Source organism: Micromonospora krabiensis, assembly GCF_900091425.1.
GTDB lineage: Bacteria > Actinomycetota > Actinomycetes > Mycobacteriales > Micromonosporaceae > Micromonospora > Micromonospora krabiensis.
On sequence record NZ_LT598496.1, the window covers coordinates 3,372,233 to 3,386,423 of the forward strand.

A 14,191-nucleotide genomic window follows, 5' to 3' on the forward strand; every position below is an offset into this window, starting at 1 on the left:
GAGAGCAATGAGGACAAAGGTGGATCTTGACCTTGTTCAGGCGGTTGCCCGGGTAGGCGACTTCGTCCACGTGCAGCAGACGACCGGCCACCAGGTCAGCGGGACGCTGGCCACGCTGAGCACGAGCCACCTCGTCGTCGAGGAGCAGGGCACCGGGGCGAAGCACGCCGTCGCGCTCGCCAGCATCATCACCGTGACGACCGGCCAGCGGCAGACGGTCCCCCCGGCCACCCCGGTGACCGGGGGGCAGCCACCCCGACCGGTGCCCACGCCGCCGGCCCGCACCGGGTCGGCCGCGGCCACGTCGGAGGCACCCCCGGTCATCCCGCGTCTGATCGTGCCGTCAGGCGCGACGACGATCATCATGCAGCGTCCGTTGGCCGCGCCGGACTTCGTCGCCTACGCCAACGACGAACTGCTCAACCTACGCGCCCACGAGGAGGCGCTGAACCGGATCAAGCAGCAGTTCGAGTACGCCGTACGGGTGAAGGAGCTCGACCCGCGCTTCGGCCGCTGCGCCGGCATGGCCTCGGAGATGGACCAGCTCCTGGTCGGCGAGCCGCATTCGAGCTCGGCCTTCCGACTCGCCGGCTATTTGCACCACATGGCGGGGAACCTCGCGACGGCCAGCGACCGCTACCTGAGTGCGGCGCTCATCGTGCCCGACGTCGCGCCCTACTGGTGGCTCGACACGGCGATCGCGGCACTGCGGGCCGATCGCGAGGAGTTGGCCCAGCAGGGCCTGCTCCGCTATCTCGACGGCACCACGCCGCAGGACGACCCGGACGCCTGGTGGGCACTGCTCGCGCTGTCGGAGCGGCTGGGCGCGGCCCGCCTGCTCCACCTGGTCCGCCCCGAGGCCGAGGCGACGCCGCAGGCGCGACGGTCGATCCTCGAGGCGTGTCACAGTCTGGCCACCGATGCCGGTGACACCGACCTCGCCGCACGTGTCGTGGCGATGTTGATGGAAGGCCCCTCGGCCGCCGTCTCCCAGGTGGTGCTGCCGGCACTGCCGACCCCGGACATGCCGGCGCGGATCACGCCGAAGACCGTCATGGCCAGGACTCCGGTGCTACCCACGCTCCGGTCGATGCCGCAGCCGGCGGTCAAGCCGGCCACCCGCCAGCGGCGGAAGGAGCGGAACGAGTACGACCAGGCCAAGCATCTGGAGCATCGCGCCAAGGACCTGGAGCGGGCGAAGGAGGCGTACCGGGAGGCGATCCGCAAGAACATCAACGTGGAGAGCGCGATCAAGGACCTGGCGTGGCTGACGCGGAGGGTCGACGGGCCCGAGGCCGCGCTACGGGTGATCGAGGAGGAGTTCGCCGACCGGCTGCCGCCGAGCGCCTCGCTGGACCAGATCCTCATCGACTTCTACATCGGCGCCCAACGGTACGAGGACGCGTTGCGGCTGCTGGAACCGATGCTGGCGGGGCACCTGGAGCTCGGGCAGAAGAAGGTGGTGCTGCGGCGGATCTGTCAGGCCAAGCTCAGCCTGTCGCAGGACGCCACGTGGTATGCGGAGGAGCTGCTGCGCGTCGCGCCGTCGGAGGCCTCGGCTCGCCGCACTTACGCCATCGCCCTGATGCGCCGTGACCAGCCCGGCGACCTGGACCGGGCCGAGGAGGAGATCGAGGAGCTGCGCAGCAAGGATGACGCACAGGCCCTGGAGATCTTCGACAAGATCCGGCAGATGCGCGAGGGCGGCAGCACCGCCGACCTGGACATGCTCGTCCGCCGCATCTCCGACATCCGGTTCGAGGCGATCTCCGACTTCGGCCAGTACATCCTCGACAACTTCGCGGAGGCCGCCGACGGCATCCGGCAGCAGCGCCGATTCGCCGCGAACGACATCCGCTACCTCCGCACCCGCGCGCAGGAAGCACGGAACAAGCGCAGCCGCGAGCGGTACGACGCGTACATCTCGGCGGCGAAGATCGAGCTTGAGGTCTCCACCGTCGACGGTGGCGGATCCGAGACCTCGGAGCGAAACGCCCAGGCGTTCTTCGACCTGCTGCTGCGCGGCCTCACCGCGCTCGGCGACACGATGCTCTCGACCAACGCCGAGGTGGCCCGCGAGATCTACTTCGAGGCCCTGGCCGTGGCCGACCAACTGCGGCAGCCGACCATGCAGGAGTACTGGAACGCCCTGCAGCGCTACCTCCGGTCGATCTTCGACAGCCCGGAGGCGCTCACCGTGTCCCACGACCGGGGCGGCAACACGAGCCTGTCGGCGGCCGAGGTCGGCGCGGCTCTCGCCGACGACCTCCGCGAGGTCCCCGAGCAGAGTGTCCAGCAGCTCTTCGACGCGGTCGACGAGCTCGCGGCCCGCACCCGGTTCGCGTCCGAGTCGGCGATCCGGGCGATCGAGCACGTCCCCTCGCTGGCCCGGGAGGCCCGCCGGCACCTGGCCGAGTTCCTGGGTCTCCGGTCCCCGGACGTGACCACCGAACGGGTCATCGAGGCGTGGCGGGAGGCAGGCCTGCGCCGGCAGTCCGATCGTGACGAAATCGAACAGCAGCTGCGACTTCTGCACGGCCTGGAGGTCGGCGAGGTCAGTCTGGACCGCGCCTCCACTGTGCTCGACAACCTGCACAACGAGCGCACCGTCGCGCTGGCGGTCGATCGGGGGGCCTGCCGCAAGCTGCAGACAAACTTCCGGCTGCTCCAGCTGGGGCTCAAGGAGCACGGATTCGAGGAGCGCGAGTTCCGCTACCTCCAGGTCCAGGGCGCGATGAGAGACTTCGCCGATCTGGTGCGGGCGGCACCGACCCGGCTGGCCGTGCGCAACCTCCTGCCCATCGCCTCCCGGACCCTTGCCCAGGTCGACCGCACGCTGGAGCGGCTCTACGCCGATCACAAGCCCGACCCGTCGCTGTCGCTCGCCCTGGTCGAGTACACCCCGGACGGACACAACCGGATCACGGTGCAGGTAAAGCTCTACAACGAGCCGAGTTGCGCCCCCGTGGAGTCGCCCGAGCTCGTCGTCAATCTCGCCGCCGCGGCCGAGGGCATCAAGGTGCTGGACGTCAAGTCGGTGCCGACCGTACGCGGCGGAGACGCCAAGATCTCCTCGATCCTGGTGGAGCTGAGCAAGGAGTTGGTCGCCTCCGGCGCCTTCAGCCTGCCGATCGACGTTACGTACCGCACCCGCACCAACGAGGAGGGCCGGATCAGCGCCACGCTCGCCGTGCGCCTCATGTCCGAGGCCGACTTCACCAGGATCAGACCCAACCCGTTCAAGGACGGTGCGGCCGGCCGTACCGTCACCGATCCGAACATGTTCTTCGGACGCGAGGAGCTGGTCGACCAGATCGAGGCGCTACTCGTCGACGCGACCGGGCCGGGCGCCGGCGTCGCCATCTACGGGCAGAAGCGGGCAGGCAAGTCGTCCATCCGGCTGCACCTGTCCCGGCGGCTTCAGAAGGGTGACCGTTTCCTGGTGGTCGACGTCGCCAACATCGGGAAACTGGCGCCGGTCAGCGTCGGGGAGACCAACGCCACCCTGCAGATCCTGCTGTGGACGATCCTCGCCAAGGGCGACGCCGTCGTCCGGGAACGGGCCGCCGCGCTGGGCGAGCCGATCGAGTTCCTGCCGGCCGACCTGACCCGCGACGAGTTCCTGAGAAGCCTGGTCCCGGTCGACGACTTCATCACCGTGTTCGAGCGTTTCAACGCCGAGGCGGCACGGCGCAGCGAGTGGCGCGACCGGGCCTTCATCGTGCTGATGGACGAGTTCCAGTTCATCGCCAACTGGATCGCCGAGGGCCGGGTCTCCGCCACCTTCGTCCAGGCGCTCAAGGCGATCCTGGAGCAGCGACTGTTCCACCTGGTCGTGGTGGGCGTCGACGCCATGCAGTCGTTCATCGACAAGTTCGCCAACGAGTTCGGCGTGTTCCACAAACACCGGGTCAACTACCTCGAACCACGCTTCGCCAAGGAGCTGATGGACCTGCCCATCCGGATCGGCGGCCCCAACGGCGAGTCGCGGTACCGGGAACGCGCCCAGGAACAGATCCTGAGTCTCACCGGTGGCAACCCCTTCTACATCCAGCGTTTCTGCTATCAGCTGGTGGAACACATGAACAGCTCGAAGGCACCGCTCGTGACCGAGGCCGACGTGGAACTCATCCGGGAGTGGCTGCTCGGCGAGTTCGGCCCGAGCGACTTCGACAACCTGGAGACCAGCGGCGAGCCCTCCACCACCGCGATCGCGACGGAGGCGGTCCGCGAGGTCCTCACGGCAGTGGCGGTCGCCGGCAATGACGGGCGGGCGACGATCGAGGACGTGCGGCAGAGATGTTCGGTCCCGAACGTGCAGTCGATCCTCGAGGACCTCGAGGCGCGTGAGGTCGTGGTGCAGGAGGCGGGCACCTACCGCATCCTGGTCCGCCTCTACCACGACTGGCTGCGCCGGCGGGCCGCCTGATGCCCCGCGTCAACCCGTACCAGAACGTGGGCCAGCCGGCGCGGGGTGACCGCTTCGTCGGACGCGAGGACCTCGTCTCCCGGGTACGCGGCATCATCGAGGGTGACCGGCCCTCCAACATGTCGATCATCGGTAACCACCGGACCGGCAAGACCAGCCTGATCTACCGCAGTCTGATCGACGTCCCCGCGGTCCGACCCGACCTGGCCGTGGTGCTCGTCGGGATCGGCAAGGTCGAACGCATCGAGGACGTCTTCCGGCTCATCGGGCGCGCCACCGTGAACGCCCTCGGTGCCCTCCCCAACCGCGACCTCGACGGGCTGGCCACCACCCTCGAAGCGCTCGAAACCGAGCCGAGCTGGTACGGCATCATGAACCAGTTCACCAAGCTCTTCGGCACGATCCACCGGCGTGGTCTGAAGGTGCTGATCGTGCTCGACGAGTTCGACCGGATCAATCTGGCCGGGGTGCAGACGGCGCACTTCCAACTGCTGCGTGACCTGTGTACCGAGGACTGGTCGTCAACCGGCCTGGTAACGATCTCCCGGCAGCGGGTGAAGACACTGGAGATCGGCTCGACGAACGGTTCCTGTCTCGACCAGGTCCTGGCCGTACGGACGTACACCAAACTGTTCGAGCCGGCCGAACAGCGTGCGATGTTGCGCCGGGCCGGTGCGGTGGGTGTCGAGTTGGAGCCGCACGTCGAGTGGATCACGAGGTTGGCCGGTCGCCACCCGTACCTGCTGGAGCTTCTCTGCTACGAACTGGTGGAGAGCTCGGTCGACATCGACATGGCGTACCGGAACGTCCGCTCGGCGTACGCCGACTTCTTCGCGCGCCTCATCCGGATCATCGACGCCGACCTGGGTGGTTCCGGCGTCGACAAGCTCTATCAGGTCGTCGACGGCGTCGGCCTCGATGTCTCCCTCGACGACGCGCTCGCCCTGGTTCGCTACGGTCTCGTCGTCGAGGCGGCCGACAAGTCGCTGGTGCCCTTCTCCGAGGAGTTCGGCCGCTACCTGCTGTCGATCGCCGACGGCCGCGACTTCCGCAGCCTGTGGCTCGACTGCGAAGTGGGGCTGCGGCGTCTCATCCGATCGGTCCTCGCCAAGGCCGCGCCGGACGGCGACAGTCTGCGTCTGCTGCCCGCCTCCTTCAGCAAGATCCTGACTGACGCCCGGTCCCGTCAGAACCGGTACGGTCCCGCCCTCGACTCGTCGCTGGACACCATCGACTATCTGAACCCGAACGACCTCTTCCAGATCATCGTGGTGCGATGGGACCTGTTCGAGCCGGTCCTCGGCGAGAGCCGAGGCGTCTGGCAACGCCGCGGCGAAGCGCTCATCCGGGCTCGCAACGAGGTGATGCACATCCGGCCGATTCCGGCCGAGTTCCGGCTCCCCGCCCAGGCGGCTGCCGCCACGATCGTCACCATCCTCCGCAAGTTGGGTCACGTGCACCCGGCCCCGGCGCTGGGCGCGACCGCGTGACAGAACCGGCCGGTCGCCGGGCAGGGGCTCGCGGAGGACGGTGGAGCCGAACGTCGTCTCGCCGGTGCCGACGTCGACGCAACGTCGACCGGCGCGCTCCGCGGTGACACGCCGCCCCGGCCGCCGCGCCTGGGCGCCGTCGGTCGCGCCGCCCACGTAGCCTGGCCTGGTGTTCGACGTCCTCCTGTTCCTCATGGTGGTGGGTTGCGTGGCCGCCATCGCCGGCGGTCTCGGGTGGCTGGGCTCCCGGGCCCGCCGTCGAGGCGTCGGCGGCGAGGTGATGGGTCCGTTCGAGGAGATGTGGCACCCGGCCGCGCACCGCTATCGCGCCGAGGTCCGGCAGCACGAGCAACACGAGGCGCCAAGGCCGTCGGCCGACGATGACGATGGTCCGACGAGCCGTCGATGACCGGGCGGTCGGCGTGCGCGAAACAGCGCCCCCCCGAGCGACAATCGCCGGATATCGTACCGGCACCCGAACGCCGGATCCATGTTCGACGATGCGACGAAGCTCACTTGAACCAAACGCTCTGAAATGCGTTTGTTATGTGTTCCGAATGACGTCGGTAAGGCGAAGTGCGCTGGTGACGGAGTCGGGCGGGCCATTCCCGATTCTTTCCGCAGCACCATGGTTGAATAGTCGCTCAGGCGCGTTGACACACTGAGCCCTTTTCATCATGAGTAGGGGCTGGTCTCGACGCGGTGCAGGACGAGGATGGCCTGCACGATCGCGGTCGCGCGGCGGGGACAGCAGCGCAGCTTGGTCAGGAGCTTCCAGGTCTTGAGCGTGGCGATGGCGCGCTCGCCGCGGGCGCGGACACGGGCATGTGCGCGGTTGACGGCCTCCTGCCGGCGGGACAGCTTCGGCCGGTAGCGGTGGCGCTTGAACGGCGTGCGCACGCTCCCGCCGGCTCCTTGGTAGCCCTTGTCCGCGAACGTCATCACGTCCGCGCTGCTCAGCGCGTCGATGATGCCGTGAACACGGGCGGCGCTCAGGTCATGAATGGCGCCGGGCAGCGCAGCCGATGCCCAGACCAGGCGACCCGCAGCGTCCGCGATGACCTGCACGTTCACGCCGTGCCGCTTGTGCTTCCCGGAGTAGTAGGGCCTCTGATCGGCGACCCGGTCGATCGGGATCAGCGTGCCGTCGAGGATCGCGTATGCCAGCTTGCGGATGCGCTCCATCGCGGTAGCCAGATCGTCGGCCGCTGCGGCGAGCAGGTCGACAGCTTCGCGGACGTAGCGCCAGGCGGTGGTGACGCCAATGCCGAACCCGGCTGCGAGGCGGGTGTAGGTGTCGCCGTTGCGCAGGTGGGCGAGGGTGAGCAGGGCTTGCCGACCGGGGTCCAGACGCCGCCACCGGGATCGACGCTGCCGACGGTGGCCGCGGATGCACTCGGCGAGGTGGCTCAGGGTTCGACTGGACAGCGGAATCGTGGCGGGGTAAGACAGCACGGCGAGGCTCCCGGTCGGGGCATCGGATCTTGGTCGACTGCTGTCTTACCTGGAGCCTCGCCCTCATCGATCTCCGGGTTACCCACACCCGCCGTGACCAGCACGATCACGATGAAAAGGGCTCACTCTTCAGTGGAGAGTCAAATGTTTAGTCAGGTGGTTGGAGGCGCGAAATGCCTTCAGCGTCTACCTCCCGGCACGCATCTCTACAGGAGGACTGCATGCGTCCAACGAAGTCCGCCCGGGTCGCCCTGCTCGCCACCCTCAGCGCCGCGGCGGTCGCGGTGACCGCCACGCCCGCGGTCGCGGTCGACTCCAGCAGCAGCTGCACCTACGCCGACGGCACCGTGTGCCTCCACGCGTCCAAGTGGTTCGACGGCGCCACGATCGAATACACGGCACCGCTCGGCACCGCGTGTGTCAACACCCCGATCGGCTTCCTGGGCTGGGTGAACCTCACCGACCAGACGCTGAAGGTGTTCTCGGGCGCCGGCTGCACCGGCGTCAGCTATCTCGTCCCGCCCGGCGACCTCCACAACGTCCAGTCGCCCCTGCGCAGTTTCACGGTCGTCTGACCGCAAAACCCGGACAGCTCCGCTGGCGACTCGAATGAATTGAGGCAATGGGCTGGCGGGCATGACTGATTCGGATGGCCCCGGCGGTCGTTGATGCCCCGCGAAACGTTCGAACCGAGTCATGCCCGCTGCGCCACCAGCCCCGGCCGCGAGGCCGGGTGGTCCCGCCCGTGTCGCACGAGCGTCCTCAGTCACTGCTCAGAAGCATGTTGATGAAGACGAGCAGTTTGCGGCCGGGCGTGCGAGGTACCGCGGGTATCGGTACGCGGACCTGTCCCTCCACGAACGGCAGCGCCACCGTGACCGGAATGGTGCGCCGGTGAATCGGCGTTCCGAGCCGCGCGCTCCACTGCTCCGCTGCCTCATCAAGCTCGGCCATGATGTCGTCGATGGCGCGCGCCTCGCCCCGCTCGGTGGCATCCATGAGGGCAGTCATGCCGGCACGAAACGAGTGCACCTCGGGCTGCTCACGCAGCCATGCGATGACGCGGCCGAGGCTCCAGCCGCGGCGCTCGGCCGTTGCCGTCAGGTACTGCGCGAGCAGAGGCGCGGGCACGGTGGGCTGGGGAGAGCCCAGCCACTTCTCCTTCCGCTCCAGGTAGGCGCCACGCACCTGGTCGCTGAAGACGCCGAGGATGCGGGAGGCGTAACCGTACCCCGGCGAGTTGTCGTAGTAGGCCTTATTGTGGTCGACCAGGAGCGCCGAGCCGACGGTCTCCTGCAATGCCAGGTAGTAGAAGAGCCGAATGAGCAGCAACGGGCCGTGTCCGGACAGGCGCGGCTGCCACCCGAACGCCTTGGTGAAGGCCCGCAGCACGGCGCGGGTCTCCGGCAGGCGGTCCAGGCTGTACATCACGTCGTCCCAGTTGGTAGACAGCGAGAAGCGGGCCCCGGGGTATTCGAGGGCGAGTGCGGGAGGCGTAGGACTGCGCGGCAGGAGGTATCTGAGCCGTTCGCCCTGCATCTGCTGGAACAGTTCGGCTCCGCGCAGGTAGAGATCCGAGACCGCCTGCGGGTCCAGGTCGAGGACCTGGAAGCCGGGACCCATCTCGGTGGTCCACAGGAGCCGCTCGCGGTTGGCGCGGATGGTCGGCCCGTCAAGCAGGACACGGTCGAAGAGCACAAGACACTCAAGGGCCGCGGCTTCCCAGGATGGCGTGTATCCCCCGCGGGCAAAGGTGTCCAGGCGCAGCGACAGCAGGGTGGAGGTGTCGACCAGCAAAGCCGGCGTCCGGTCCACCAAGCTCTCCTTCATCCGATACGCCATCGAATTGTCGCAGCTGGCGTCCACCCGGCGCGAAGGGCGGGAGCTGCCGTCAGCTCCGCTTATCGGTCCCACCCGTCTACCGGCCGGTTGGGAGGCAGGTCATCGTCGCGGCCGGTCTGGGGCAACCCGGCGGCCGTGGCGATGGTCTCGACAGCCTCCTCGAACGTGGTGGTCTCCGGCAGGACCAACTCGTCGACCCAGCCCAGGACGTCGTGGGCGGCGTACCAGCCGCTCATGTGCTCGGCGGTGAACTCGCTCGCCTGGGGGCGGGTCAGGTGCCGGCGCAGGGTCTCGGGCAGGGACACGTCGAGGTAGCAGAACAACGACCGGCCCCGATGGGCGTCCCGCAGGCTGGTCAGGATCGACCGGTAGCGGCTGGTGTGCAGGATGCCCTCCAGCACGACGTGGTAGCCGTGGTCGAGTGCGAACCGGGCGGTCTGCTCGATCAGCGCGGGTGCCGCGCCCCCCGGCTTGTCTCGCTCGCGCAGCAGGATGCGCCGCAGGTAGTCCTGCTCGACCAGGGCGCAACCCCGGCCGTGGCGGCGTCGTAGTTCCCGGGCGATGGTGCTCTTGCCGGAGCCGGAATTGCCGCGGATGCAGACGAGGATCGTCTCCGGGCTACCAACGGGATCGACGGACACGGCTTCTCCTCGTGGTCGGTCACAACCGTACGGGGACCGCCGGGGCATCGACGGCTGACCGCTCAGCGGAAGTGCCGCTCGCCGGACAGCACGGCGTCCAGCCATTGCTCGTACCAGGAGAGGAAGTCCGCGTCGGGCGTGAGCGCGGCCCCTGCTTGGCGGGGCCGGTCTCGACAACCCTCCCGCGGGCAGGGCCGCTGACGACGAGAAGTGACAGGTCGTCGCAGCCCTGATGGCTGAGCGCCAACGTTCCGCGGTACGGCTCGTCGTCCTCGCCCGGCGCCGCCTCGGCGAGCCAATCGTCGTACGCCCGGCCGGGCTCGGCCGGGAACGGCCTGGCCAACATCGTGATGTCGGGGTCGCCCAGCACCGCCCAGTCCCAGTCATCGATCGCCAACAGGCCGTAGAAGGGCCCGGCTCCACCGAACCGACCGGGTCCTCCATGCCCGACACTGGTGATGAAGCCGCGATAGTCGGGCGGCAGCCTGACCCCGTGGCGCTCCTCGAAGCCGACGACCGCGTCCTCCGACAGCGCCGGCCCGATCCGGAAGAGGTGGGCCTCGGCACCGAACATGACCGGCGAGCTACGCGACGCCGCGGTCCTCAACTTCGCCGCCACCTGCGCCAGCCGCGTTGACAGGTCATCGCGCCTGTCCGCCATGCCGGTAGTCAACCACCGTGGCGTGCGGCGGCTCAACGAGCCGGATATGGGTAACGGCCGGCCGACCGGGCTACGGTGCGCGTCGAGCGGAACGCTGGACGCTCCATTTCGTCAGCGGCTGCAGGGCCCGCAACAAGGCCTTGCCGTCCGCACTGAGGTCGTACCGGATCTGCACGGGCGTGCTGGGGATCACGGTCCGCTCGATGAGCCCGTTTGCCTCGAACTCCTTCAGGCGCTGCGTCAGCAATCGGTCGGAGATGCCATCGATGGCGGCGCGGTAATCACCGAAGCGGCGAGCGCCTTGAGCGGCGGCGGCCAAGATCGAGCCTGCCCAGCGACGCCCGACCAGATCGAGCGCCTCCTGGAAGCTCGGGCAGGTGTCATCGTGAATCGAGTTGCGTTCCGGGCGCAGCGGCTGGACGTTGATCATTTCTGCGTCTCCCGACTCTTGCTACTTACTAAGTATTAGTATCTTACCCGTCGCTTGTCTGGACGCGCCGTCAGCCGCATCGTGGACCCGTGACGGAATACGGACGCCCTCTCACCTTCGGGCTCCCATGCAAGAACTCAAGGAGTAGCAGATGAGTTTCCCGTTCCCCGTGCCCGACAAGAACGACCCGCGGTGGACCGCTCGCGGCGGTGTCTTCGTCCGGCGCTCCGAGGGCACTCACCGGTGGCTCGCAGGCGACACCTACACCATCAAGGTCACCCGAGACGACACCAACGGCTCTCTCGGGTTCATCGAAGCCACCGTGCCACCCGGGGCCGGACCGGTTGCACACAGCCACGGCAACGAGGACGAAGCGTTCTACGTACTGTCGGGCCACCTGGAATTCCTCAACGGCGATGAACTCCAGGTGGCCGAGGCCGGTGACTTCGTGTTCATCCCCCGCGGCAACCGGCACAGGTTCAAGAACGTGGGCGATACCGACGCCAGAATGCTGGTCATCTTCACCCCGGGCGGACACGAGAAGTTCTTCGTAGATAACGGAGACGAGCCCCGGCCCGGAGAACAGCCACCCCAGTGGGGCCCGGAACGCTACGCCAGGCTCGTGGACGAGCTGCTCGAGCAGAACGTCACCATTCTCCCTGAGTGAGCGTCCGGGAACTGTGGTTACCGAGCCGCCGGTGCGGGCGAGTCGGAGGGATTCGTGGATCTCATCGGCGGTCTTGGTTCAGATGTAAGGGCGTGGATTGCTGTTCCGGTCGGCGATCCACTCTTGGATGTCCGCCGCCAGGGCCTGGACGCTCTTGTGGGCGCCGCGGCGGATCTTCCGCTCGCTGAGGTAGCCGAACCAGCGTGTATGCGAAACCTCGGTTGGGGGCAGGGCACCGTCGGAGTGCGGTTCACTCCCTGCCCCCTCATGGCGTCAACTGGCGTGGCACCGCACCCGGCCGGAGCACGCCCGGTCCAACGGCTCCCGAGCACCCGCCGAGCGACCATCACCACCGCCGGATACGGACAAGGCCCTGGCCGACGTAGAACGCCAGGCCAGGGCCTTGAGCACGGTGCGCCGCCAGGGACTCGAACCCCGAACCCGCGGATTAAGAGTCCGCTGCTCTGCCAGTTGAGCTAGCGGCGCTCGTCGGCAGCGCGAAGGAGGCTAGCAGGACGCCGCACGTCCGGCTCCGGCACCCATCCCCTGCCCGTCGCCGGTGAGCTGATGCGATCTGTCGGTGGCGGCTGGCACCCTGGCGGCGTGATCGTCGACTTCGAGGCCGAGCTGTGGGTGTGGGACGCACGGCGCAGCGAGACCTGGACCTTCGTCACCCTCCCCGTCGAGGTCTCCGAGGAGATCCGCGACCTGGTTGCGGGAGCCCGTCGGGGCTTCGGTTCGGTGCGGGTACGCGCCACCGTCGGAGGCAGCACCTGGGCGACCTCGATCTTTCCGGACCGGGCACGGGGCAGCTTCGTCCTGCCGATCAAGCGCGCCATCCGCACCGCTGAGGCGCTCGACCCAGGCGACATCGCGAGCGTCACCGTCGAGCTCCGCGACTTCTGAGGCTCGTCCGGGCTCCGCTCGGCACCGGCCGACCCGGTGCCGGCGCAACAACGAAGAAAGGCCCGGACCCAGGCGTCAACCTGGGTCAGGGCCTTGCTTGCTGGTGCGCCGCCAGGGACTCGAACCCCGAACCCGCGGATTAAGAGTCCGCTGCTCTGCCAGTTGAGCTAGCGGCGCTCGTCGGCAACGGGGAGAACACTAGCACGGCCCCGGAGCGGGGTTCCAATCCGATACCCGGCTCCACCCTTCGGGCGAGCTTATCGGGCAAATAGCTCAAAACCTCCACGTGTACGAATCGTGAGCTCTGCGGAAACCCATGGATACGGCACCATGTCCGCCAGGTACGCGAGAACAGGGGTGGGGATGGGCAGGTTCACGCGGGCCGGGGCGGTGATGGGCGTCCTGACCCTGGCGGCGTCGCTGGCGTTGACCGGTTGCGGCGCCGACGAGCAGAAGCAGCCGGCATTCGTCGGCGGAACGGCACCGAGCGCGAGCGGCGAGGCGCCCGCCCCGTCGGATCCGGCGACGCCGGCCGGCCCGGCGCTGGCGGTCAACCCGGCGAACGGGGCCAAGAACAGGCCGGTCAGCACCGAGATCAGCGCCAAGGTGCCGGACGGCGGCAAGGTGTCCGAGGTCACCCTGACCACCGCCGACGGCGGCAAGGTCGAGGGGAAGCTGCGCACCGACGGGTCGTCGTGGGTGCCGAACAGCCCGCTGAAGTACGGCACCAGCTACACGGCCACGGTCACCGCGACCGGCGCCGACGGGGTGACCAGTCAGGGCACCAGCACCTTCACGACGATGAAGAAGCCCTCGTCAACGATCGGCTCGGGCCTCTACCTCTTCGACGACAAGACGTACGGCGTGGCCATGCCGGTGGTCGTCGAGTTCCACCCGGGCATCCCCAAGAAGGACCGGGCGGCGGTGCAGAAGCGGATGTTCGTCCGGACCGACCCGCCGCAGCCGGGTGCCTGGCACTGGGTGAGCAACGGCAGCCAGGCCTACTACCGGGCCCCGGAGTACTGGAAGCCGGGCACCACGCTCGACGTCCGGATCGCGCTGGCCGGCGTGCCGCTGAGCAACGGCCGCTACGGCGACGTCGACCGGAAGGCGAAGGGCAAGATCGGCAGCTCCTTCGTGATGAAGGTGGACAACGCCACCAAGCAGATGAGCGTCTACGAGGGCGGCAAGCTGGTCAAGACGCTCCCGGTGAGCCTCGGCAAGAGGAGCACCCCCTCCTCCAGCGGCACCCTCGTCGTGATGGAGAAGAAGGAGAAGACGGTCTTCGACACCCGCGACGACCCGGACCCGGCGAACCGCTACGTCACCGACATCGAGTACGCCCAGCGGTTGACCTGGGGCGGCGAGTACATCCACGCGGCGCCCTGGTCGGAGCACGTCCAGGGTCGGCAGAACGTCTCGCACGGCTGCGTCAACGTGTCGATGGCGAACGCGCGCTGGCTGTTCTCGAAGACGAAGATCGGCGACCCGATCACCATCAAGGGCACCGAGCGGCGGCTGGCCGCGGGCAACGGCTGGACCGCCTGGAGCCTGAGCTGGTCGGAGTTCGTCAAGGGCAGCGCCCTGCCGGTACCCTCCGGCGGAGCCGGTCCGGCACTGTGACGGCCCCGGTGGCGCCGGCCCGGGGGACGGGCCGGCGCCATCCCGGC

General features: G+C 68.5%; 12 protein-coding genes and 2 tRNA genes. 7 read left to right on the top strand and 7 right to left on the bottom strand.

Annotated features, from left to right (window positions below; genetic code table 11):
• The first annotated feature begins 19 nt into the window (after nt 1-19).
• The 3 genes from GA0070620_RS15040 to GA0070620_RS15050 all read left to right on the top strand — a co-directional run bounded on the left by GA0070620_RS15040 (nt 20) and on the right by GA0070620_RS15050 (nt 6,328).
• Nucleotides 20-4,429, top strand: a complete 4,410-nt coding sequence (locus GA0070620_RS15040; protein ID WP_157741614.1) for a hypothetical protein — start codon at nt 20-22, stop codon at nt 4,427-4,429.
• Nucleotides 4,429-5,919 (top strand): ATP-binding protein, encoded by a 1,491-nt coding sequence (locus GA0070620_RS15045; RefSeq protein ID WP_091591334.1) that lies wholly within the window; start codon nt 4,429-4,431, stop codon nt 5,917-5,919. Before GA0070620_RS15040 ends, GA0070620_RS15045 begins: the two co-directional genes overlap by 1 nt.
• Nucleotides 5,920-6,088: 169 nt before the next feature.
• Nucleotides 6,089-6,328, top strand: coding sequence for a hypothetical protein (locus GA0070620_RS15050; RefSeq protein WP_231922381.1), 240 nt, complete (start codon nt 6,089-6,091; stop codon nt 6,326-6,328).
• A gap of 266 nt (nt 6,329-6,594) precedes the next feature.
• Here GA0070620_RS15050 and GA0070620_RS15055 read toward each other — a convergent pair whose 3' ends face one another.
• Complete coding sequence (locus GA0070620_RS15055; protein WP_091587259.1) at nt 6,595-7,374, bottom strand: transposase family protein; 780 nt, start codon at nt 7,372-7,374, stop codon at nt 6,595-6,597.
• Nucleotides 7,375-7,595: 221 nt separating this feature from the next.
• On the opposite strand from GA0070620_RS15055, the gene GA0070620_RS15060 reads away from it, so the two are divergent.
• Entirely contained in the window at nt 7,596-7,949 is a 354-nt protein-coding gene (locus tag GA0070620_RS15060; protein WP_091591336.1) for a hypothetical protein, read from the top strand.
• Nucleotides 7,950-8,136: 187 nt separating this feature from the next.
• On the opposite strand, the gene GA0070620_RS15065 is transcribed toward GA0070620_RS15060, so the two are convergent.
• The 4 genes from GA0070620_RS15065 to GA0070620_RS15080 form a co-directional block, all read right to left on the bottom strand.
• A complete protein-coding gene (locus GA0070620_RS15065) occupies nt 8,137-9,189 on the bottom strand; it encodes a hypothetical protein (RefSeq protein ID WP_157741615.1) in 1,053 nt (350 codons plus the stop codon).
• 86 nt (nt 9,190-9,275) lie between these two features.
• Entirely contained in the window at nt 9,276-9,857 is a 582-nt protein-coding gene (locus GA0070620_RS15070) for a kinase (protein WP_231922382.1), read from the bottom strand.
• 19 nt (nt 9,858-9,876) lie between these two features.
• Nucleotides 9,877-10,518, bottom strand: a complete 642-nt coding sequence (locus GA0070620_RS15075; RefSeq protein WP_091591345.1) for an SMI1/KNR4 family protein — start codon at nt 10,516-10,518, stop codon at nt 9,877-9,879.
• A 70-nt stretch (nt 10,519-10,588) separates the two neighbouring features.
• Complete coding sequence (locus tag GA0070620_RS15080) at nt 10,589-10,948, bottom strand: winged helix-turn-helix transcriptional regulator (RefSeq protein ID WP_091591348.1); 360 nt, start codon at nt 10,946-10,948, stop codon at nt 10,589-10,591.
• 151 nt (nt 10,949-11,099) lie between these two features.
• Here GA0070620_RS15080 and GA0070620_RS15085 point away from each other — a divergent pair, with 151 nt between their 5' ends.
• Nucleotides 11,100-11,615, top strand: a complete 516-nt coding sequence (locus GA0070620_RS15085) for a cupin domain-containing protein (protein ID WP_091591352.1) — start codon at nt 11,100-11,102, stop codon at nt 11,613-11,615.
• 413 nt (nt 11,616-12,028) lie between these two features.
• Here GA0070620_RS15085 and GA0070620_RS15090 read toward each other — a convergent pair.
• Nucleotides 12,029-12,101 (bottom strand) — tRNA-Lys (locus GA0070620_RS15090).
• Nucleotides 12,102-12,218: 117 nt separating this feature from the next.
• Here GA0070620_RS15090 and GA0070620_RS15095 point away from each other — a divergent pair.
• Complete coding sequence (locus GA0070620_RS15095) at nt 12,219-12,521, top strand: DUF1905 domain-containing protein (protein WP_197677597.1); 303 nt, start codon at nt 12,219-12,221, stop codon at nt 12,519-12,521.
• 101 nt (nt 12,522-12,622) lie between these two features.
• Here GA0070620_RS15095 and GA0070620_RS15100 read toward each other — a convergent pair.
• Nucleotides 12,623-12,698 (bottom strand) — tRNA-Lys (locus tag GA0070620_RS15100).
• A gap of 186 nt (nt 12,699-12,884) precedes the next feature.
• On the opposite strand from GA0070620_RS15100, the gene GA0070620_RS15105 reads away from it, so the two are divergent.
• Entirely contained in the window at nt 12,885-14,144 is a 1,260-nt protein-coding gene (locus tag GA0070620_RS15105; RefSeq protein ID WP_091591357.1) for a L,D-transpeptidase, read from the top strand.
• Nucleotides 14,145-14,191 lie beyond the last annotated feature (47 nt).

Bases quoted from the DNA above. Each gene is read 5' to 3' on its own strand.
- GA0070620_RS15045 (WP_091591334.1), top strand. From the start codon at position 4,429: ATGCCCCGCGTCAACCCGTACCAGAACGTGGGCCAGCCGGCGCGGGGT.
- GA0070620_RS15060 (WP_091591336.1), top strand. From the start codon at position 7,596: ATGCGTCCAACGAAGTCCGCCCGGGTCGCCCTGCTCGCCACCCTCAGC.
- GA0070620_RS15075 (WP_091591345.1), bottom strand. From the start codon at position 10,518: ATGGCGGACAGGCGCGATGACCTGTCAACGCGGCTGGCGCAGGTGGCG.
- GA0070620_RS15080 (WP_091591348.1), bottom strand. From the start codon at position 10,948: ATGATCAACGTCCAGCCGCTGCGCCCGGAACGCAACTCGATTCACGAT.
- GA0070620_RS15085 (WP_091591352.1), top strand. From the start codon at position 11,100: ATGAGTTTCCCGTTCCCCGTGCCCGACAAGAACGACCCGCGGTGGACC.
- GA0070620_RS15105 (WP_091591357.1), top strand. From the start codon at position 12,885: ATGGGCAGGTTCACGCGGGCCGGGGCGGTGATGGGCGTCCTGACCCTG.